At 33.1% G+C, this 24,478-nt stretch carries 9 protein-coding genes; 4 read left to right on the top strand and 5 right to left on the bottom strand.

Annotated features, from left to right (window positions below; genetic code table 11):
- Positions 1-99: 99 nt before the first annotated feature.
- The gene (locus tag MRU_RS00350) at positions 100-8,163 is read right to left on the bottom strand and encodes a non-ribosomal peptide synthetase (protein WP_012954876.1); all 8,064 of its coding nucleotides are present in this window, start codon (positions 8,161-8,163) and stop codon (positions 100-102) included.
- A 628-nt stretch (positions 8,164-8,791) separates the two neighbouring features.
- On the opposite strand from MRU_RS00350, the gene MRU_RS00345 reads away from it, so the two are divergent.
- From MRU_RS00345 to MRU_RS12115, 3 genes are all read left to right on the top strand, one after another.
- Entirely contained in the window at positions 8,792-9,091 is a 300-nt protein-coding gene (locus MRU_RS00345; protein ID WP_012954875.1) for an STAS domain-containing protein, read from the top strand.
- A 142-nt stretch (positions 9,092-9,233) separates the two neighbouring features.
- A complete protein-coding gene (locus tag MRU_RS00340; protein ID WP_012954874.1) occupies positions 9,234-11,105 on the top strand; it encodes a PP2C family protein-serine/threonine phosphatase in 1,872 nt (623 codons plus the stop codon).
- Positions 11,106-13,953: 2,848 nt separating this feature from the next.
- A complete protein-coding gene (locus MRU_RS12115) occupies positions 13,954-14,088 on the top strand; it encodes a hypothetical protein (protein ID WP_265101238.1) in 135 nt (44 codons plus the stop codon).
- Positions 14,089-14,333: 245 nt separating this feature from the next.
- Here MRU_RS12115 and MRU_RS00335 read toward each other — a convergent pair whose 3' ends face one another.
- Positions 14,334-15,398 (bottom strand): NAD(P)-dependent alcohol dehydrogenase, encoded by a 1,065-nt coding sequence (locus tag MRU_RS00335; RefSeq protein ID WP_012954873.1) that lies wholly within the window; start codon positions 15,396-15,398, stop codon positions 14,334-14,336.
- Positions 15,399-15,846: 448 nt separating this feature from the next.
- Between MRU_RS00335 and MRU_RS00330 the strand changes: the two genes are divergently transcribed.
- The gene (locus tag MRU_RS00330) at positions 15,847-19,371 is read left to right on the top strand and encodes a lectin like domain-containing protein (RefSeq protein ID WP_048812329.1); all 3,525 of its coding nucleotides are present in this window, start codon (positions 15,847-15,849) and stop codon (positions 19,369-19,371) included.
- Positions 19,372-19,492: 121 nt separating this feature from the next.
- On the opposite strand, the gene MRU_RS11815 is transcribed toward MRU_RS00330, so the two are convergent.
- The 3 genes from MRU_RS11815 to MRU_RS11160 all read right to left on the bottom strand — a co-directional run bounded on the left by MRU_RS11815 (position 19,493) and on the right by MRU_RS11160 (position 24,132).
- Positions 19,493-19,666 carry a hypothetical protein gene (locus MRU_RS11815; RefSeq protein WP_171776151.1) on the bottom strand — a complete coding sequence of 58 codons (174 nt, stop codon included), beginning with the start codon at positions 19,664-19,666 and terminating at the stop codon, positions 19,493-19,495.
- Complete coding sequence (locus MRU_RS00325; RefSeq protein WP_012954871.1) at positions 19,617-21,260, bottom strand: DUF2357 domain-containing protein; 1,644 nt, start codon at positions 21,258-21,260, stop codon at positions 19,617-19,619. The genes MRU_RS11815 and MRU_RS00325 overlap by 50 nt, the downstream gene beginning before the upstream one ends.
- A 103-nt stretch (positions 21,261-21,363) precedes the next feature.
- On the bottom strand, positions 21,364-24,132 hold the full coding sequence (locus MRU_RS11160; RefSeq protein WP_012954870.1) for an MrcB family domain-containing protein: 2,769 nt from the start codon (positions 24,130-24,132) through the stop codon (positions 21,364-21,366).
- Positions 24,133-24,478: the final 346 nt, after the last annotated feature.

Genomic DNA, 24,478 nt, shown 5'->3' with positions numbered 1-24,478 from the left:
GTTTAACCTCTAAACACTAAAGAATTTGCCCTCAATATAATTCTTTCATAATTGTTAACCTCTAAACACTAAAGAAACAAATCCATACATCTTCAACCTCTAAACACTAAAGAAATCAAGATCATTCAAGTATTTTACAAAATTATATATGTATTCCTCAGATACGAAAGGCCATTTAATGCCTAATCTATACAATGCCTGAATAGTGTATACATTTTCAACAGGGACCCAGATCTTCTTAACCTTTCCAGATCCTATTGAAGTAATAAGTCCAGAAACACCGTCTTGCTTGTCCTTATCAGCAAGAGCCTCATCTAAAGCCTTTTCATAATCTTCCTCTTCAGCAGGTTCGATATCCAATCCTAAAGGTTTGATAATTTCAATTATATCACCAAAGCAAACGCTATGATGATCATATGGATGGAATACAGTACATTCCTTAGGAGTTTTTGAAAGAGCTACAATGGATTTTGCAGTCATGTCAATCGGTGAAAATTCCACATTGTTCATAAGCATTGAATATGGCATTTTTCCAATTGTCACAAATGCCTTCAGACGATTAATGAATCCGTTTGACTCAAAGTTGATTTGGAACTCGCTGTCTGAACTTCTTGCCATCAGGTTTCCAACCCTCATGATCTTAACATCCAAGTCATCATTGACGGCAGCCTCTAAGACTGCACGTTCTGCCAGGAATTTGGAATTAAGGTATTGATTATCCACAGCCTGACCGATGAAGAGGTCATTTTCGCTAAACTTAACATCAACTGGAGGATAATTGTTTATGCTTTCACCGGCAATACTGTATGTAGATACCTGAACATATTTTGCATTCTTCATTTTAGCGAACTTAAGTCCGTTTATAACCCCTCCAAGGTTGATATCCTCAATATCGGTTCCAGAGGAGAAATGCTTTACGTTAGCTGCACAGTTGATTACAGTGTCAATTCTTTCATGGACAAGCTTTTCAAAGTCATCGAAACTGGTAATGTCCCCTTCAATGACATGGAGCCTTTCAGAGAATATGTCGGAATATTCATCAGAGAAGTAATAGAATAGCAATGACTTCAATCTTTCCTCTCCGCTTAAGACCTTATTGGCTCTTATGAAACAGTAAATGTCTCCGATATCATTTTCAATCAGTTCCCTAAGGACATGTATTCCTAAAAATCCTGTGGCTCCTGTAAGCAATGTATTGCCTAAGCTTTCTTGAATCTCGCCATTTATTATGTTTTCAAGATTGTTCTTCTTAAGAAGCGCATTGATTTCTGAGTAATCATAAGACAACTCTGATTTTTTCTCAGCGGTCTCATCTGATAGAATCAATTCAGACAATGCCCTTGGAGTAGGATTTGAGAAGACATCCCCATAGCTTAGGTTATAATTTCTATTCAATGCTTCCATAGTGATTTTAGTAACTAAAAGTGATGTTCCACCAATTTCAAAGAAGTTATCAGTGGCGCTGACCTCATCCAATCCTAAGATTTCACCGAACAAGTTTGCAAAGAATGCTTCAATGTCATTTTCAGGTGCAACGTATTCTGTGATTAGGACAGGCTCAGGCAAGTTTCTCAAGTCTGTCTTGCCATTTGCAGTTTGAGGCATCTCTTCAAGCTCCATATAGACTGTCGGAACCATATAATATACTAATTTTTCAGCAAGGGAGGCTTTCAAATCATCGATGTCAATGGAATATCCGTTTTCTCCACGCTTTTCATCCTTATACTCATCATGGACTGTAAAGTAAGCGCATAAATGATCGTTGCCCTTAATCTTTCTGACGACAACAGCAACAGACTTGATTCCAGGGAATTTTGAAAGGCCAACTTCAATCTCTCCGATTTCAATTCTCAATCCTCTAAGCTTGATCTGATTATCCATTCTTCCAAAGACATAATAATTTCCCTCTTCAGTGACCCTGACAAAGTCTCCGGAATGATAGAATCTGATTCCATTGATCACTTCATAGGACTCGGCATTTTTCTCCGGACGGTTTAGATATTCCCTTGAAACGCCCTTTCCTCCAATATATAATTCTCCGATGACATTTGGAGGTAAAGGATTGGAATCGAAGTCCATAACCATCTCATGGACATTGAAGAGCTCCTTTCCAATGTGAATGTCTGAGCTTTCAAGCAGCTGTCCGTTACAGTAAACTGTTGTTTCTGTCGGTCCGTACATGTTAAAGAACTTACCCTTGGAGTTTTGGGAAAGCAAATCATATAATCTTGCAGAGAATGGCTCTCCTGCATGGATATATACCTTAAATCCATACATTGTCTCCTGCATCGCTTCGATTTCCAAATATTGAAGCAGACGTGAAGGGGTTGCAATATAAACATTAGCTCCAGTCCTATGGATTAGGTCCATCATTTCAATAGGGTCCTTGTATTCTGTGTCATTGGCAAATACCATAGGAACCCCATTTAAAAGGGAGCCCATAATCTCTTGCTGGAATACGTCAAAAGCGACAGTTGTTGTTGAAAGAACCTTATAATCCTCTTTTTCAAGATTGTGGACCAGTTCATATGTACAGACATTTCTTGGATCAGGATAGACAAAGTTTGCAATGTTTCCATGCTCTAAGATTACACCTTTTGGAAGCCCTGTTGAACCGGAGGTGTAGATAAGGTAAGCCATATTATTTCCATGGACATCAGGGTCAGGATTAGAGGTATCCTCTTCAGATAGAAGCTCATTAACATCCAATAGGTTTTCGCTGTAATCTGATAGGTCAATGCCCTTCTTCCGAATCACATCATCCACAATGATGAATTTTGACTGGCTGTCTGTCAGGACATGCTCAATCCTTTCTGAAGGATATTCGGAATCCACTGGAATGAATGCCCCTCCTGCTTTTAGGATACCGAATATTGAAGCTACAACATTGCTGTTTCTATTTAAGATAAACATTACCCTATCTTCAGGGCCGACGCCTTTTTTAATGAGGCTATGTGCAATCCTATTGGCCTTTTCATTCAATTGGCGATAAGTGAATTCCCCATCGGTGGCATATAAGATAACTCTGTCAGGATGCAATTCAACCTGACTTTCGAATATCTTATTTAGCCTGTCCTCTGGAATCTCATCATATTCCAAATCATCAACGCTCCAATCATCATTTTCAATGATTGAAATGTCCTTCATCAATGTATTCTCATCAAATCTTTGGAACTTGTCTAAGACAATCCTGATGCAGTCAAGGAATGTGTCGATTAAGGTTTCAGAGTATAGCTGGTCATTGTACTGGCAGAAAATTCTATATTGGCCGTCCTCTTCAACGACATTGATGTTGACCTTGAATTTCAAGCCCTCATAATCAATGGATTGCCTTTCAACAGTCATTCCTCCAATCTCAATCTCCTCTATGATCTTACCATGATATGCATAGAATATTTCAGGGGTGATATCGAACTCATTTGAGATTTCGGTTAATGGATATGAGGAATAGGACAATACATTCAGCCATTCTAAATTGACATATTCGATATAGTCCTTAAGGGTTGAATCGGAATTTAATTTTAAAGCCAATGGAAGGGTCTTGACCATCATGGCCAATGTCTTCTGCTGATTTGGATTGAACCTTCCATTTGTAATTGTTGCAATCAGAGTGTCACGATTGAATACGAACTTGTTTATTACAAAGGATGTGGCTGCCAGGAATAGGTTGTTCTGGCTGATGTTCTTTTTAGAACAGAAATCGTCAATTGAATCCTTTTCAAGGAATACGTCACAGATTGCAGCCTTGCCTTTTGACTCGTCTCCGTTGATGTCCTGTGGAATCAGGCTTGCATTATCAAATTCCTTAATCTTATCTGCAAAGAAGAGCTCCGCTTCCTTGTACAGGCTGGATTGCTCTACCTTGACTTCATCCAATGAGTATTCGAATCCGTCCAGCTCCTCTAGCTCATAATCCTTTCCATCATATATCTTTGCAATTTCATCAAACAGTATGTTTAAGGAAGTTCCATCAAGAATGATATGGTGGAAGTCGGCAAGGAGTATTGAGTCTCCAACTATCTTAAATCTGAATAACGGTCCCTCATCAAGCTTGAATGGTTTTACGAAGTCATCGAGGTTCTCATCATCTGAAATCTCGATTAAATCATCAACTTTAAGCTCATCCCTTCTTTGCTGATAGACTTCACCGTTATTCATTACAATTCGAGTCTTCAAATATGGGTGATTATCAATAGCCTTTATGATTGATGACTTGAGCCTATCCACATCAATTCCTTCAGTAAATTCAATTTTCTTAGGAAGGTTGTAGGCAGTGTTCTCCAAATCCTTAATGCAGTCAAAGTAGACTCCAAGCTGATTTGAAGTCAATGGATACAATTCCATAATGTCCCTTGACTCATCATCTTCAATCTTGATTTCAGATGCGATCCTTTCAATTGTCTTATATTTCAATATTTCAGTAACATTCATCTGTGCATTTAACTTATTATAGATTGCAGAGGTCAGCTTAATTACAGAAAGTGAAGTGAGCCCAATGCTAAAGAGATCAGTGTTTACCCCAAACTCATCCATTCCAAGAATATCAGATACAATGTCAAAGAGCTCCTTTTCAAGGTCGGTTCTAGGGCTTATGAATTCATCAGCATCGATTTCAGGGTCAGGCAGATTCTTAAAGTCTGTCTTTCCGTTAGGTGTCTTAGGGAATGACTCAAGCTGTGTGAAATATGATGGCACCATATATTCAGGCAATGAATCAATAAGGTGCTGCTTTAAGTCTCCCAAGCCAATCTCAGAGGATGCAGTGAAATAGGCGCATAGATGCTCCACATTATTAAGCTTCTTGACAAGGACCTTTGAAAGGGAGACATTCTCATAATTTGCAATTGCCCCTTCAATTTCAGACAGCTCTATCCTTAATCCTCTAAGCTTGATTTGAGTATCGTTACGTCCTGCAACATATAATTCGCCATTTGCATCCTTTTTACCTAAATCCCCAGTGTTGTAATATGGAATATCGTTTAATGTCAAGAAGACCTTTTCAGTCTGTTCAGGATTGTTCAGGTATCCCCTTGCAATTCCAGCACCTCCAACATAGATTTCACCAGTGACATAAGGAGGGAGCTGGTTTCCATCAATATCCATAATCTTATCAACCACATTGAGCATCTCCCAACCTGCAGTGACCTCATTGGAATCGATAAGCTTATAATGTGAAGCGATGGTCACTTCAGTTGGTCCATATGAATTATAGATGTCAGCATCTGTATGCTTTCTAAGCCTGTCGTATAATACAGGAGGGAATCCTTCCCCTCCAACGATTATGACCTTGCATTTTCCAACAAGATCCTGAATCTCTTCAAGCTGCAAGTATTCAAGCAATCTGGTAGGTGTTGAACCGAAAGCATCAGCATCGCTATTGTTGAAAAGTTCAGCAAACTCCAATGGGTCAACTGCCTGTTCGTCATTGGCAAAGACCACAGGCAATCCGTTTAGGACAGTTCCCAATATCTCCCTTAGGAAAACGATAAATGAAACTGTTGAGATTGATACAAAGCCGCTGCATTTATGGTTCAATTCATAAATAGGAACATTTTCCTTAACATTTGCGATATAGTTTGTAATTCCACGGTGAGTTATCATTACTCCCTTTGGCTTTCCAGTGGATCCTGAAGTATAAATCAGGAAGCATAAATTATCTGGGGTCAGGTCAACTTTTGGATTAGAATCAGCATCAAGTTTTGGATTAGAATCAGCATCAAGTTTTGGATTAGAATCAGCATCAAGTTTTGGATTAGAATCAGCATCAAGTTTTGGATTAGAATCATCTGGAGTCAAATCAACATCAGGATTAGAATCAACGTTATCCTCGTTTGAATAATCGCCATCTAAAAGCAATTCATCAACATCAATCCTATTATCCCCATCATAATCTATTTCAGATGAGGTAATCACAAACTTAGAATCACTATCATCTAAAATCTGTTGGATTCTGTTTTTAGGATAATTTGGATCAATCGGAATGAAGGCAGCTCCTGCCTTAACAATTCCTAGAACAGCTGCAATCAAGTCACTGTTCCTTCTCATCATAAACATTATCTTATCTTCAATCTTTACTCCACGCTTGAGTAATCCATTAGCAATCCTATTTGCTTTTCTGTTTAATTCATCATATGTGAGCTGGCCATCTTCACAGTAAAGAATTGTCTTATCCGGATTTTCACTTGCAATATTTTCAAACATTTCCTTTACTGTACCTTCATTTGCAAGCTCAATCTCGAATCCCTCATCCAATTCAAGCTCACGTCTTATTGAAATCTCCTTAAGAGGCTCATCAGATGAATCAAATCTACCCAATAGGACATCCATTGAATCCAAGAAAGCTTCCATCAATTCCTTTGAATAGAATGATTCGTCATAGCTTATATTGATCTTTCCGCTTTCAAAATTAAACACAAGCTTATAGTCTTTAGCGTCATAATCATTAATGAAGAATAATATTTCGCTTTCAAAGTTTAATTTTCTATTATTTAAAAGAGGATAATTATTATATTCCTCAAAGGATTGCTTGAAGTCATTCAAATACTCTTCAACAGTCAAATCTGTGTTGAAGTGATATCCTGCTGCAACACGGTTATATGCTATCAATATATCCTTTGAAAATGAGAATTTGCTTAAGTCATATAAGAAAATCGCAAGGAGCAGCTTTTCCTTTGAGAGATGATATCTGTTAGATAAGTTCTTTAGCTTGTCAATGTCTATATGCTTGGATATATTGACAAATCTTACCTTATCTCCACTTAAATCAGGTGAAATTGCTGTCGGATTGTCAAATGAATTGATCAGATTGTTATAATAGTTTTCTCCCTTGAAAAATTCAGCCTCATGGACAATATAATCGGCACATCTTTTAGCAGAATCGTCAATAAGCTGTCTTATTAAATATTTCAATCCCTCTGCAATGGAAGCTATTTCCCTCTTATGGAAGCAGGCCTTATCATACTCTATGAAGATTGACTGGAGTCCCTTCTTATCAGAGTAATTCTTGTTTATCCTAAAGTGCAATGGGAACTTAATGTCCTTTTGAAGGGTTAAAAACTTAGAGTTCATGTCAGTGGAGTTGGATACGATTGAAAACATTGAAATGCAATCAGGGTCAATGCCCTCATTTCTTAAGTCAGTTGTATACTCGCTGAACTGGAGCTTTGCATGGCCTAAGCCCTCCTTTAAGACGGATTTTGAATAGGCAAGCAATTCGTCAAAGGTCATATCCCCATCATAGCTTAGCCTTAAAGGAATTGTGTTTACAAACATTCCCAATGCATCCCCTTGGGAGAAGTATCTTCCATGAACTGAAGTGTTAAATACCATATCCTTAAATGATTCGTTGCCCTCCTTAGACTTTGAGAAATATAAAAAGCTAAGTGCCAGTGCAGTGACGAATGGAGAATATCCGAAATCCGGGACCTTCTCTAAAAGAATTTCGTAGAATCCAAGTTCAGAGTCATCAAAGGAATACCAGTCCTGACTATAGCCCTTTAGACTATCAAGCCAATATTGCTTATCCTCCTGTGATTGGCTTGAATTGAGATATTCCAGTTCGTCATTGACATATGTCTCATATGAATAGTCAATTGGAATGAATTCCTCATTGCTTTTAAGAGAGTCAATGCATCTTTCAATTTCGCTAGGAACGATTGAATATAATGATGTTCCATCAAGCAAGATATGCTGAACAACCCCTATAAGTACTGTAGAATCAGATGTTTTTAAAACAGCCCATTTATATAATGGAGAATCGAATATATCGTCAAAAGGCTTATCCAAATAGTTCTTTATAAACTCATCAAGGTCTCCATCGAATGAAGAGACATCAGATCCACCAATATCACCATCAAATGAACCGACACCAGAGCCCCCAATATCACCATCGATTCCATCAAGGTCACTGCCTGAAAAATCAAATGAATCGACATTTACTTCATCAGCATCTACAAAATATTGTTTGAAATCAGCATTCTCATCATATTTAATCTGCAGATTCAAATATTTCCGAGAAATAAGTTCTATAGCTGATTTAACATATTCATAATCTCCTAAATCATAATCTTTTCTAAATTTAAGATAGAAAGAATCATTTTGAGGATTATTTATCTCAGAAAACAATAGCATCTTCTGAGCCGAAGACAAATTAAACAAATCCATATTTTTCACCCATATTTCTTATTCCATATCTTAATCAAAATCAAACACTAAATCCATTTCTAATCCAATTTAAAATCAACATTTAAGTCAAATTCAAAATCAACATTTAAGTCAAATTCAAAATCAACATTTAAGTCAAATTCAAAATCAAATTCTAAATGAAGAATATATTATTAATATAATATTTTTACAATAATATTACTATTCATTAATAATTTTGTAAAAAACAACATATAAATCCTATCATAGTTACGCAATTCAATAATTAAGCTCATTATGTATCGAAAAATATTAATTAATGTTTAAACATATTCTTAATAGTAATAATGTTTTTAAGTGCAATTAATTACTTAATCTTTAAAAAAGAAAATATTCACGTGAATTAAACTTTAATCTATTTTTCAAATATTGTTAAGAGCTAATGCACACTTCCTGATGCCTAATTCTTAAAAAAGCAAAAAATTAAATAAATAAATAAAAAAATAAAAAAAGCAATTAAAACAAATCTAATTAAGAGAAATATGAATTATTTGCACAAAAAGTCAATGAACACATAATAAAAAAACACATAATAAAAAACATATAATATAAAAAAAAAATAATACTTATCAAATTTAGGGATGATAGAATGAATGTAATAAAAAATTACAATGGAAAAGAATTAACAATGGCAGTAGATGGCCGTATTGATACAATAAGTGCTAAAGAGCTAGAGGAAGAAATTAATGCTGAAATGGGTAATTTTGACTCATTAATTATGGATTTAGGCGATTTAGAATATACTTCCAGTGCCGGTTTAAGGATTTTGATTGCAACTCAAAAGAAATTAAAATCAGAGGACATACCATTTGTCATCAGAAACGTCAATGATGCAGTTAAAGAAATATTTAAAATGTCCGGTTTTATAAAAATCCTAAATATTGAATGAATTCAATCAAAATAACACTTAAAATATCCAAAGTACAAAAATAACTAGCAAATAAATAGAAAAACCATTTAAAAATATTAAGACTCTTAAAGTTAACAAAAAAGTCCTAAAATATATAAAAGATCCTTAAAAAAGTGGAAAAATGATATCTAAACTAAAGAAAACAATAATATCATTTATAATTATGGGAGTGGTTAGTTTCGCAGTCACTTTATTGCCCATATCTGGCGGAATGTCAATGTTAGCCCCAGATTTAGGATTAATATATGTTTTAGGATTACTATTCGGCCCATATGGTGCTTTAGGTGTCGCATTGGCAATCGTGACATTAAATTTAATAAACGGATTCACACTTATGGAAACACTGCCCTTTGAAATATTCACCTTTGGAGTCTCATATTTAGGATACAGGCTTTGGTACTCTGGATTTAAAACCGATACAATTACAAAGCCAAAACTAGATAACAGCTACCACATCTCCCTATTTTTAGTAAGCATCATCATCTGTGGATTTATCTATTCAACAGTCCAAGGAATCTCTTTTAACCTTATATTCTGGGTTGATAGATTTTATATAATGATCCTCTTTTATTTCATGAGCTTTACCACAATGGCATTTCTCTATGGAATAATAGGCATTTGGATCTGCAACAGATATGATTGTTTCGAAACACCAAAAAAATCAAAAAGACATGTTGACAAGAGAATATATCAGGCAATATTCTGCATGATAATCATCACATCAATAATCCTAGCCACATCATTTATAACTACTGATGATACAACGGTGCGAATCATAGAGTTGATAGTTTTGGGAATCTTCCTATTTGCCTATCTGACAAAGCCATTCGAATATGATATAACACCGAATGACAAGGATACAATCAGCGGAAGGATAATGCGGAATTTCATTATAATCACATTTATCCTTGGAGTTTTGGGAATAGCAATTTCCATGATCAGCTACAGTGCATATAGTCAAAGCGATAACGTCTACTTAGTATTAATGTGGGGACCTATAATAACCGATACGGTATTGCTCCTGTTCCTCATTCCTTGCATTTTTATCTTAAGATATATTGAAGACAAAGTAGTTCAGCCTATCTCATCATTTTCCAAAATCGAAGGATTCATTAAGGAAAATGAGAAGATTGATGAAGACGGATTGGTAAAGACCTATTCCAAGTATACCGATGAGAAGACAGAGATTGGAACACTTGCCCGCTCATATACCGAACTGATAAAGCACAATAACAACTATATCGAAAATATTCGAGAAATAGAAGGGGAAAAGGAAAGAATCAATGCAGAACTGGACATTGCAACTAAAATTCAAGAGTCATCACTTCCAGAAAATCCAATAAAAACAAATGACTTTACAGTGGAAGGCTATTCCATTCCTGCAAAAGAGGTAGGGGGAGACTTCTTTGATTACTATATGGTAGATGATGAAAATCTGGCTATAGTCATTGGTGACGCTTCAGGAAAAGGAATCCCAGCAGCCATACTTTCAATGATAACTCAATTCATGATCAAAAACTTTTTAAAACAAACTTTAAACCCTTCAGAGGTTTTATATTCTTTAAATAATCAGTTAAGTGAAAATAACCCTGAATGTATGTTCATAACATTATGGCTTGGAATATATAATACAAGGACTAAAAAAGTAAGATTTGCTAATGGCGGCCACAACCCTCCATTAGTAAAAGAAGACAAGAAATTCAAGTATTTGGACATTGATACAGGGCTTGTTTTAGGGATAACTGGAGACTTCGACTATATAAACGAAGAGATAATACTAAAGGACGAGCTGATAGTATATACCGATGGAATAACAGATGCCACAGATGAGGATTCCAATATATATGGCGAAGATAGACTTTTAAAATTCTTAAATGAGTTTAAAGGCGATGAAGTCCCTATAAAACCATTGATATCAGATGTAAACACTTTCTCTAAAGGTGTTGAACAGTTCGATGACATGACATTGCTATGCCTGAAGTTGAATAAATAATAAGGCTCCAAATAGACTTATGCGCTAAGCACCATATCATATTGGATGAGAGTATTTTTTCCTTAAAAGATTGTGAAATCAAATCAATAGGATCTTTGTAACTGTGTATTTAATTAGGGCTAAATACAATAAAATGATTTTGATACACCACTTTAGAAATTTTTCTTATTCTCATCCCCCCCTCTCATCAAGTTAAAATTTGTATAAATTAATCTTTTTTTGAATCTTTATAGTAAAATAATAGTTAAGTTATAACTAAAGGATAGTTAAGTTATAGGTAAACTATAAGTAAAGTATAAGTAAGTTATAACTAAATTATAAGTAAACTATAAGTAAATAATAGGTAAGTAATAGCTAAAAAATAAGTAAACTATAAGTAAGTAATATGCAAGTTATAGTTAAAGTATAAATAAGTTGTAGGTAAAATATAAGTAAATTATAATAATCTTATAAGTAAGTTATAATTAAATAACTAGTAAATATGTAGTAAATTATGTTAAACTATAAGTAATTAGTAGGTAAAAGATAAGCAAGTAATATGCAAGTTATAGTTAAAGTATAAGTAAGTAGTAGGTATATTATTATAATCTTATAAGTAAGTTATAATAAAATAACTAGTAAATATATAGTAAATTATAAATAAACTACAATTAAGTTGTTATTAAGCAAATATAAAACAATAATAAAGTTATAGGTAAATTAAAGTTAAACTATAACTAAACTATAATAAAGTTATAACAATCCTATAAGTAAATAATAACAAAACCACCACTAAATGAATAGTAAATAATAATTAAACCACTATAAAGCAATCATAAAGTAAATACAATCTTATATTAAAGAAATGGTTAAATTATAACTAAACTATAGGTAAATGACAATAATACTGATATAAAGCAATAATTAAATTATAACTAAACCATAGCAAAGCCATAACAAAGCAATAGTTAAACTAGAACTATCCTGTAAGTAAAGCATAAGCAAATAATAATTAAGCCATAATAAACCACTAGTTAAGTCATAAGTAAAGCATAAGAAACTTATAGCAATCCTATAAGTAAATTATAATAAAATAACCAATAAGTAAGTAGTAAATTGTAATAAAACCACAATAAAGCAGTTATAAAGCAAATATAAATTTATAATAAAGTTATAATCAAGTCCTAGTTAAGTTATAACTAAAGAATAACTAAGATATAATAAAGCAATAAGCAAATTATAAGAAACTTATAAGAAACTTATAGTTAAATAAGAACTAAATATGAAGCAAATAATAATTAAACCACAATTAAGTTATAACTAAACAAATACAAAGCAATAAGCAAGTTATAACCAAATAATAACTAAACAATAGCAAAGTTATAACTAAACAAATACAAAGCAATAAGCAAGTTATAACCAAATAATAACTAAACAATAGCAAAGTTATAACAAAACAACAACTAAATAGCATCTAAACAATAGATAAGCCATAATTAACCCATAACAATATCATAATAAAGTTATAATTAAGTTATAGTAAAGCATTGATTAAATCACCAGTAAACTATAGCAAAGGAATAACTAAACCATAGTTAAATCATAATTAAGCAATAGATAAGCAATAGCTAAACAACAGCTAAAGCATAACTAACCATACATTAAGCCATAGTTAAGTCCATATAAAGCTATAATTAATCAATAGTTAAGTGATAACAAAGACATAATAAAGCCATAGTAATCTGATAACTAATTTATATCAATCAGATAAGTAAATAACCATTAAATATCAAGTAATTTAATAAATAATAACATTCTAATTATTATATATAGTTTTAACCAATATATTAATCTTTCTTTAATTAAAGAAAAATATACTCAGCCTTAAGAGTGAAGAGATCAGACAATAATAAAGTCATAGCAAAGAACTAGGCAAATAATAATAAAGCCATAGTTAAGCTATAATAAAGCAATAGATAAGTTATGGTTAAGATATAGCAAAGACATAGTTAAGCACTAGTAATCATATAGTTAAACCATAAGTAAACTATAACTAAGCACTAGTAATCTTATAATTAAACTATAAGTAAGTTATAAGTAAGCCATAGCAAAGCAATAGGCAAATAATAAGTAAACTATAAGTACACTATAACTAAGACACAATAAAACAATAGGTAAACTATAACTAAACTATAACTAAACTATAAGTAAACTATAACTAAACTACAATAAAACAATAGGTAAACAATAACTAAACTATAACTAAACTACAATAAAACAATAGGTAAACTATAACTAAACTATAACTAAACTATAAGTAAACTATAACTAAACTACAATAAAACAATAAGTAAACTATAAGTAAATTATAAGTAAACTATAACTAAATCATAATAAAGTAATAGGTAAACTATAAGTAAACTATAATTAAGCAATAGATAAACCATAAGTAAATTATAATAAACTTATAATAAAGACATAAGTATCCACTAGTTAAACAAGAAATAAATCATAAATAAATTATAGTCAAGTTATAATAAAATAAGAAGTAAGCAATGATTAAACCACCATTAAACAACTATAAAGCCATAGTTAAGTCATAACAAAACTACCATTAAACAACTATAAAGCCATAGTTAAGTCATAACAAAACTACCATTAAACAACTATAAAGTAATAGGTAAGTCATAACAAAACTACCATTAAGCAAATATAAAGTAATAGGTAAGTCATAACAAAACTACCATTAAGCAAATATAAAGTAATAGGTAAGTTATAACAAAACCAACATTAAACCACAAACTTAAGCTAAGTCGGGGAAAAACCTACTCTCCAGGGCTTAAATAAGCCACAGATAAAAACAGTCAGAGTGTCAATTCATTATTTCTTCAAGTTTAAGCAAAAAAACACATTGATAGTAAAAGAAAAAAAGAAAGTAGTCCTATCCGGAGTCGAACCGGAGTCACAAGTTCCAGAGACTCGTATGATTGCCATTACACCATAGGACTAAAAAAATCAGTGAAAATTAGAATTCATAAAAGAGTCTAAATTAAGAATTCTATTTAAGTTTTATATGGCTTCATAAATATATAGTTTTGCCAATTTTTAATATAAACAAAAAAAAACAGATTAAAAAAAGAAAAAGTTATGGTTAAATATTAACCATAAAAACAATAAAAGCAAGCTTAAATTCTCTCTAAAATAAGCCTAAAGCTTAAATTCTATCAAAAATAAGCCTAAATCTTACAACTATTCATCTAAAATAACCGCAGGCTTAATCATGTCCCTTGGCTTATCTCTCATAAGAATCATAGCTTCTTCAATGTCTTCAAACTTATCAAACTTATGAGTGATCAATTTAGAAGAGTCGAAACGACCATATTCAATAAGATTAGCTAATTTTTCCATTCTGGCACGTCCACCAGGACATACTCCTCCACGAATGGTCTTGTCAGCAAGTCCTTGACCCCATGAAAGACCGTCTACAGGTATGGTTTCAATACCGTCATAGTGCAATACGTTTCCAATTACACCACCGACCTTAAGAACAGACAAAGCTTCAGAGAGGGTATCCTTACCTCCTCCACCGATTACAACCTTATCTACTCCTTTTCCATCGGTCAATTCCATGATCTGTTCTACTGTACTGCCGTTGTGATAGTCTACAATATCATGTGCACCATATTCTTTAGCAACCTTGATAGCTGCTGGACGGCTTCCTACAGCAATGAGGTGAGAAGCACCCTTAACTTGAGCACCAGCTAATGCCATAAGTCCTACAGGACCTATACCAAAGCAAGCTACAGTATCACCAAATTGAATGTCTGCAAGCTCTGCAGCATAGAATCCGGTGGTCATCATGTCTGAAATCATTACAGCCTGTTCAAGGCTTACATTATCAGGCAAGTGAGCCAAGTTAGCGTCAGCTTGGTTTACATGGAATTGCTCTGCAAAGACCCCATGCTTAAAGGTTACAAAACTCATTCCTGTACCCATACCATAACAGTGTTGGGAGAATCCTTGTTCAGCTGGCACAGTCAGCCAATCAGGTGTGATTGCAGGAACGATTACACGGTCTCCAGGCTTGAAGTCCTTAACCTTATCCCCAACTTTAATGACCTCACCAGTTGCTTCGTGTCCAACTACACGGTTAGGTGCATCGCTCATGTATGCATGACCCCATACAATATGGACGTCAGAGGTACATGGTGCCATAGCCAATGGCTTACAGATAGCATCATAAGGTCCGCATTCGTCTAGCTCAGCATCAACCCAGCCAAGTACATCTTGTTCGATTCTTGCCAATCCTTTCATTTTATTTATCTCCTAAAAGTATATAGAAAACATCCAAAATGGAAAGTCTTCTCTAATAATATTATGAACAAATAATTATTTAAATCTTTATATATGGCTTGAATATCGTTTAGGAAAGATTATTTAACCTAGGAAAACAGTTAATTAATAATAACAAAATTATACACAATTATAAGAAATTTAAAAAAGTATAGTAAATTGTCCAATAATAATGCCATATTTAACTAAACAATAGCAAGTCAAAAGTTAAGGTGCCGGAATAATTTAGAAACTTATTTAAATTATTTATATTATAGATAAGTTTATTAAATAGATTAATGCAATTAAATGATTTATATTATAGATTAATTTAAATAAATCAATGCAATAAAATTAAATTTTTATGAAAAACACTTACCTCATATCTATAAAGGAAAAACAATAATTAATTTTATAAATGGAGAAAACTATGAAATCTAAACTTTTTATACTTCTAATCATTATCTCTATTCTAATAAGCATTTCATCAGTTTCAGCAAGTGAACTCCAAGCTGATGCATCAAATATAGATAATGATTATCAAACAAACATGGAATTTGATCCTATCTGCAATGATGAATCAAATCAAAACCAGGATTTAAATCTGAAAAACAATAATGAACATATTTTAAAAGAAGAGAACACAAACCCCCCAGAAATAGAAGATGAAACATGCTTTACAACTTTATATCAGGAAATCAATCAATCAGATGATGAGCTAAACCTCACACATGACTATATATTCAATAAAAGCTATGACAATGCCAGCTTATACCAAATGTATTACGGCCCATTAATTTCAGTGAATAAGACCAATTTTACAATCAATGGAAATGGCCATATCATCGACGGAAATGAAATGGGGGCAGAATTTGATTTTGAAAACAATAAGGGAGAAATTGTAATTAATGACTTGACATTTAAGAATTTCAACCAAACAGTTTTACAAATTTACGGAAAGCTTACATTAAACAATGTCAACTTTACAGAGAGCTTTGAATCACTTGAAAGCATTATATTTGTAAGCAAGGGCGTCTTGAATGTAAATAATTGCAGTTTTTATTCAAACCGCGCAAAGAATATCATAAGCGGATCCCAGTCAAATATAACCGTAAACAATTCAATCTTTTCTGGAAATGGCAATTATGAAAGAGCAATTTCAGCCAACAGATGGCAGCTGGTCATCCACAATTCCAGATTTGAAAATTTCACTTTCAAGAACGGTGCAATAATTGATTTCAAGGGATATTACCTAGATCTAGAAAACTCAAGTTTCAATAATATACATTCCAATTTAAGTGGCGGAGCAATACTTGGAAAATACTTCCCCGCCTATATAAAAGTAGCTAATAAAACCCAATACCTTCCATCAGACCCTATGATAATCAAAAACTGCAGATTTGAAAACATTTCCTGCCTCAACGACGGGGGAGCAATTCACTTTGACTTTGACTCAGGATCCCAAAGGATTGCCCAAAGCCTAAACATTATCGATTCCAATTTCACAAACTGCAGCAGCAAATATGGAGGGGCAATATCAATTCTAGGAGGAGGATTGAATCTCGAAAAAAGCAATTTACTAAATAACTATGCAAGCTTCGAGGGAGGTGCAATATACTCCTCATGGACCAACATTAACATTACAGATTCCAGCATAAAAAACAATAAGGCAGAAAAGAATGCAGGAGCGATATACTTTGACAAAGGAAACCTATCAATCAAATCCTCCGATATCATCAATAACAGCGCTCTTGAGGAATCCCCAACTACCGCAAATGCAATCTATGCCCATGACGTTGCAGCGGATTTCAGTGACTCCACATTTGACAATGGGGGAATTGCAGTCTATGCAGACTTTGCAAGCCATTCAAATTTCACAAACGTCAATAAGAATGATGACATATTCCTCATGGACAATCATAATTACATCGTTTCAGTTGAAACCCCTGGAATAAAACTCAATCTAACAAATAATGAAATAATTGTTGACTCCCTCCCATCCAAATTCAATTCACAGGATTGGGGATGGACAACACCTGGAAAAGTCCAGGGAGACAATGACGACTGCTGGGCATTTGCAACAATAGCCTCCATTGAAACAGGCCTTGGCAAATCCACAGGAGTGCTCTACAATCTCTCACAGAACTATGTGCAGAAGCTTCAATTGAAATATTATGAAGTGGGGGATTTGAGAAACAGCCTGACAGGATTCATAACCAGCGGCTTAGGCTATGCATTAAGCTGGTATGGGGTCTTGCCTACAGATGCAGCTTATGATGACCGTGGAATGATTGCAGATAGTGATATGAATGTTCCTAGAATCCACGTTCAGGATGCAATGTTCATATATACAGGAGAAAACAACACAATAGATCAATTGAAAAAAGCGATAATTAAATACGGCGCTGTCACTGTGCAATACTGGGCATATAGAGAAGGTGAGGAAATACTAAGCGAAGGAGAGGACATTTCCATTATGGAACATAACACCCATTTCATTTCACTTGTAGGATGGGACGACAATTTTACAAATGATTTTGGCGGAGCCCCAGGGTGTTGGATAACCAAGGATTCCCTTTTCGGATACTCAAATACAGAATACATCAATTTCGCGGACATAGACTATTTTGCCATTGTGCCTTTAAGGGTTGCAGTAGCCTATATCTTTGAAAACGACATTGACTATCATGTAAACTATCAGACAGACCTTACCTGCCTTGCAGGATTTGACCAAAACTATACAATCTATTCAAATGAGTTCACTTCAAAGTACGACGAGCTGATAGGAGCAGTAGGAACCTATTTCAATGAATCAGGAATAAAATACTCCTTTGACATATTTGTAAACGACAAAAAGGTCCAAACCCAAAACGGAACAAGCGAATATGCAGGATTTAGGACAATAGTTTTAAATAATTACATCCCTATTAAGTCTGGAGACCAGTTCAAGGTAGTCTTCAAGAGCAATTCAGTTCCTTATCAGGCATGGTCTAGGGTCCATTACCTAAATGGAACATCCCTTGTAAGCGCTGATGGAAGCACTTGGACCGACTTTGCTCCTTTAAATAAGACTGTCTGTCTTAAAGTATACACACTCAATGACACTACAAAATTAGCAGACGCCAATGACATGATTATTGAATATGGCGAAGATTCCTATTTCAGCGTAAGGGCTGCAACAGAGAATAATATATCTGTAGGACCAGGAGAGGAAGTCACTTTCACCATCAATAATAATACAACAACAGTTAAAACTAATGATGAGGGTGTGGCCAAAATAAAGATAAGCGAAGCTCCAGGAACATACAAGATAACAAGCAGCTACAATAATCAAAGCTATGAAAACAATATAACAATAATTAGCAGAGAAAGAACAAGCACAAGAATCCTATATCAGAACATGAGCACAGTGGCTGTCAATTCCAAGGTCGATGGCAGGATAGGCAAATACTTTGAAGTAAACCTAACCGACGATGAAGGACAGCCGTTAAATAACATGCCAGTTCAAATAGGATTCAATGGAGCAGTCTATAATCGTACAACAAATGCTACAGGCGGTGTAAAACTACAGATCAACCTTGGATATGAAGGCTCATACACCTTTGCAATAGCATTCTTGGGAGACAATAAATATGCAGGCTCATTTGAAGTTGCAATCATCAAAGTCAGCAAGCAAGCTCCTAAGATAACCGCACCTGCAAAGACATATAAAGCCAGTGCAAAGACAAAGACAATCACTGCAACATTCCTATCCGATAAAGGACATGGAGTAAAAGGCAAGAAGATCAACTTTGTTATAAACGGCAAGACCTATACAGGCACAACAAATGATAAGGGAGTTGCTAGCGTAAAGGTTTCTTTAAATAAAAAAGGAACATACACCTGTACAGCCAAATTTGCAGGAGATGGAATGTATAAGGCAACTAGCACTAATTTCAAGGTGAAAATAATATAGAATTCAATGCCAATGGAATAGCTTAAAAACTATGTTAAAAATAAGTAAAAAAAAATAAAGAATGGACTTCCATTCTTTATTTAAATTTTTTCCACCAATATTACTCTTGATATCTTAATAACTAAACCACACTTAGCAACTTAATAATCTGACGAGTTAAAAAGTCCAATATCTCTTTTTTATTCTCCCTATCCTCACTTGGATTTAAGGGGAAGGCACCTACAGACCTTAAATGAACATCATCTTCATAAAAATATCTCTTTTCTATCTCCAGGATATAGCACATATGCTGCAATTGTATCCCCAATAGCATCCTTATAGGAATGCATCTTTACAATATCATCATTCTTAAAGGATTCATCATTGATGTTCAATTTATACTTTGCATCGAAATGAATGCGATAAGCATTACCCCCAAACTCTATTGACAAGGTATAATCAGGCCTTAAGGCAACTGAATAGGAATGAAAAGCCATATCCTTATTGAAGGTCTTGTTATACATCAAGTCTATCCTTATGTCCAAATCATCAGATGAAGGCAAATCATTGTCCAACAAGTCAGACAAGTTCAAGTCAAATCTTTTGATAGCCCCTTCCCTAAGGGAGATGTTCAAGTTCTCTTCAATAAAAAGATCATCAAAACGTATTTCAGTATCTGTCAATTCACCAACTATATCCAAGAGTTCAAAATAGCACCAGTATTCATAAAGACGATACACCTTCTTCTCATAGCCACGAAAATCATCAACAACCTGATTCCAGTTAAGCTTGAAACCGAACTCAAATAAAAGATAATATTCAAGAATGTCACGATAACCCTCTTTCTTCTGCAAAACCTGTGAATTAAGAGGAGGATAATCCATAGGAGAAATGTCTAAAAAATAGCGTGAAGAGAGATAATAGCTAAGTGTTTCCTTATATTCATGAAGCTTATCCAAAGAGTAGCCTTCATCTATCCTTTTTATTAAATCATCAATCAAGTCATCTATATACAATAGAAAGTTTTTATAGAATCGATTCTCAGGAGTGTCTATATTGTCCACATACTTTATTTCATTTATCTTTAATGGAAGATATCCTTTAGTTCTAGACAAAACAGAATCCAAATGACCATTATCAAGGCCATCATACCTTTCCAAATTATCACTGTTAGAAAAGACCTCAACAAGCTCATTAGGCCCAATATTAGATGCAAGGGAGCTTGGAACTTCTTCCCTGGACTCCTCAAGCAAAGTATACAAATTGCGAGACAAATACTCAACAGTGGATGGAAGATTCTCATCCTCAAATAGATACTCAAGAAGCATAAAATCCTCATATGGAGTCTTATTGATGTCACTTACTTCCAATGACTGATAGACAGGGGAGTTAAGCTCATAGATTAGACCAGAAGAAAAACGAGACAAATCCCCAATCATAGTGGCATAGTCTTTAGCATAATTTATCTTGCGAGAACGAACCTCTATAGGGCATTTGAAAAGAAGGCCTTCATCCTTATAAATGTCTATAAATGTCTTGCCTACATAGCTTCCAAAGTTTAAAAAGCCAGAATTAGTGTTTGACAGCAACTTCAATGGACTGTTTTTGCTGTTCTTTAAACTTTCATAAACATCAAGATTCAGATCGCCTTCAAATTCAATTGTATACTCATATTCCTCAAGAAGAAGAATATTTGCATTAAAGCTATCATTCTTATAGTATTGAATGGGAGTCTTATTATCAAAATATTCAACTATTGGAACATTGTATAGGATAAGGTTTTCTAAAATAATCTCTTTATTAAAGTTTTCTATAGATGGTATGTATCCATCATATTCTTTTGAGATTTTGAATGTTCCCAATTGATTAGATTCATTATCGATAGCATTTATTTTAATGTATTGCTCCATGTTGCACCTTTAATTGAATGACGATTTGATTAAATAGTATGTGCAAATTATGCACATACTGAAAAATAGTTTAATGATTATCTCTTTTAAAACTGATAAGATTTTAGTTAATGAATGAAACATATCTTTGCTTACGAAGCACTTTTCTCATCTCAGTTAATTTCTTATAGGATTCTGGATATTTAGCCATCTCCACATCATCAATGGAACTGTCCAAGCAGATCTTGTGAAGCTCATCAATTGTATCTCCAATGATCTTTTCGGAGCCATGTAATTTTGGAAGCATCTTTTGCTTTATTTGGGCATCAAAATATCTTTCCCAATTGCTAAATTCATCAGGCTTGTTCTCATATTCCCATGCTACAGCCATGAAACGAACTATTTCATTAATTACACGGAAACCGAAATCAAATCCAGATACTTTTAATACAGATTGGAACTTTTCAATCTCTGAAGATAAAATGTTCCAGAAAGGTTTATTTTCTACTTTAACTCCATCAAATAACTCTCTTAATTCATCTATTCCCTTACTACGAATATTATTACCATCCAATGGATTTTCTAAATATGATAGGTTTCCATCAGGACCAGATAGTTTAATATCGCCATTCATATAGGATGCAGCAGAATATGTTTTAAATTCAAGGACATTAGCACGATCTAGAACCTTAGGAGAGAACATGTATGTTGTTTCATCTACATTGACTGTTCCTATGATAAACAGATTATCAGGGATTTCTAAAGCTTCTTCTCCATAGAGAGGTATTTTTTCTTTACTTTCAATAGCTGATAAAAAGTCTGCAAAGTAGCGCTCTACATGGGAAAGGTTCATTTCATCAAGAATTAAGAAGTGAGGTTCATCAGACTTTTGTGCCTGTGTGATTAAGTCATATGCTGGAGTGGATTGATATTTATTGGTTATTACATTGTAATAGCCTACTATGTTTCTGTTTTCAGTCCAATTAGCACCTACAGGGATTATTTTGTAATTTTGAGAATTAAAGTCGATTAAATCAATATTCTTTTCGTTTAATTGTGCAATTTGCTCTGAAGAATATCTTTTAGCTGAACTCCAATCTGGATTAAATCTTTCTAAAGAAGTGTCAATATTTTTAATTTTAACATCAATTTCAGCCCCTACACCCTTCTCTTCCAAATACTCTCGGATATTTTTACTTAATTTTCTTAATTTAAACTTAATATGGATATTAGCATTAGAAAATCTTCCACAAGAAATTATTTTACAATCCATTTGATTCTTATTAAAAGGTATATAATCAAATATTTCATAAGGAACAATGAATTCTCCTGGTTTAATAGAAGTTGTTGTAATTTCTTTTTTAAAACTTATATCTCCCTTAAATTTTGTAAAATTAGTATTAACCATATTTTCAAGAGAATTAACATTTAATTCTAAACCAACTAATTGAATTTCGTGTGAAACTTTATTTTCTTTATCTTTTTCTATTGATTCTAATTCGGATAAATACAATTTTTCAAACTCTTTTTTAAGTTTTAAACTATTTTTATCATAATATACTTGAATTACAGGACTAATAATCCCATTACCTTCAATTCCATCAACTTCAATTTGATATTCACCACTAAATTGATCAATAGGCAAATAATTACTAAAAAATTCATTTGATATTGTCCAACCAGGGTTCATTTCTTTACCTTTTTCAAAAATATTCCACGAAGATCTTCTTGTAGTAACCTGAACCTCTACAAAATCTTCAGTATCTTTTGATAATCTATTCATTTCAGAAACTAAAATAGGATTATTATTAGAAATATATTGAGAAAACAATTGAGATAATTTAGTTTTCCCAGTTCCAGAGTTACCAGTCAAAATAGCAAATGGCTTAACCTTTAAAGAAAGCAAATAATTCTCAATAGTTCCTTTATCAAACAAATAACCATTATCTAAAAGGAAATCATAAAAAGAGTTATAGTTTTTAGTCACTTCTTCCCCACCTTTTTTTCGTTTTTCCACATTAGTTTTTTTAAAAGCTTCAACTAATTCATCCTTCATTTTAAATTCAAAAGCACCATCAACATTTTTTCCATAAAAGAACCTTGTCCAATAATTTTCGGTACCATCGTCATTATAAATAGGTTTTTTATTTAAGAATTCTTTAATTTTTCTTGAATTAGAAATAATAATACTATTATAAGACTTTTCATCCAAAAATCCTAATTCTTCCCTTTTTTTAGAAATCTGGCTTGTAGTAGCGGAATAATTATCCATTTCATTCATGATTTCTAAAATGCTAAACATCTTATCATCAATTAATTCTTTATTTTCTAAAACCTTGACCCATTCATCTACTGAAAGATCTGTTTTATTTTCATAATTGTCAATGACAAAAGCATATAAATCTAAAAAATAATTTAAATCATTTATTAATTCCTCATCGGAAGGCACATTACTTGCATCATAATATTTTGCTACAATTGTTCCTGCACTATGTTTTTTTAGTACAGCTGTGTCTTCAGAGAAGTCCATATTAAATAAAAAATCATCTCTAAGTTTGTTAGATTCCTCTAAAAACTCTCTAATATGTCTTGATTTATTTTTTAAATAAATTAATAAATATTTGCCATGTTTTTTCTCAATTTCTTGATAAAATAAAGCTCTAAATGTTAAATAAAATCCAGACATATCTGGTTTAAATAAATAAGCAACATTAATAGCACCTAAGTTTTCATCAATATTATGCAATGTAAAATCTAACCAAGGCATATGAGCTAAATTACCTATACCTGCAGAACCTTTACCACATTTTGGCTCACCAAGTAGCTCATTTATATCATTTTTTAAATCATTTCTAATAAAAATTAGCAATCGGGATGAGATTGTTGGTTCCACCCAGAACGCTCTTTGGCCCTTTACGGATACTCGTTTAAAGTACCCTTTTCAAAATCCTTCTTTTAAAATAAGTAGTCCCCCTTATCTTTTAAAATGTTTGATAAGATACAAATTGTTAGAAAAAATTATTAAAAATATTTGTAAATATTCAAACTTTTTATATATAGTTAACTATATATTAACAATTATAAAAAACTTTTTAAAAAAAAATGATTTCCTTTATTAGACAAAGATGAAAATTTAAATTTCTTGATTAATAATTTAATAAATTTTTCTAAAAATTAAAGATGATAATGAATGGGCAATGGTATATAATATAAGTAAAGGCAGATTTGAAAAACTTACA

It is taken from the genome of Methanobrevibacter ruminantium M1, from assembly GCF_000024185.1.
GTDB classification, from domain to species: Archaea; Methanobacteriota; Methanobacteria; order Methanobacteriales; family Methanobacteriaceae; genus Methanobrevibacter; species Methanobrevibacter ruminantium.
Note: the sequence above shows the minus strand (reverse complement) of the source record. Positions and strands in the feature narration are given on the sequence as shown.

What these genes read in the sequence shown, in the direction of transcription:
- MRU_RS00335 (WP_012954873.1), bottom strand. Translation starts at nt 15,398, where the DNA reads ATGAAAGGATTGGCAAGAATCGAACAAGATGTACTTGGCTGGGTTGAT.
- MRU_RS00350 (WP_012954876.1), bottom strand. Translation starts at nt 8,163, where the DNA reads ATGGATTTGTTTAATTTGTCTTCGGCTCAGAAGATGCTATTGTTTTCT.
- MRU_RS00330 (WP_048812329.1), top strand. Translation starts at nt 15,847, where the DNA reads ATGAAATCTAAACTTTTTATACTTCTAATCATTATCTCTATTCTAATA.
- MRU_RS00345 (WP_012954875.1), top strand. Translation starts at nt 8,792, where the DNA reads ATGAATGTAATAAAAAATTACAATGGAAAAGAATTAACAATGGCAGTA.
- MRU_RS00340 (WP_012954874.1), top strand. Translation starts at nt 9,234, where the DNA reads ATGATATCTAAACTAAAGAAAACAATAATATCATTTATAATTATGGGA.
- MRU_RS00325 (WP_012954871.1), bottom strand. Translation starts at nt 21,260, where the DNA reads ATGGAGCAATACATTAAAATAAATGCTATCGATAATGAATCTAATCAA.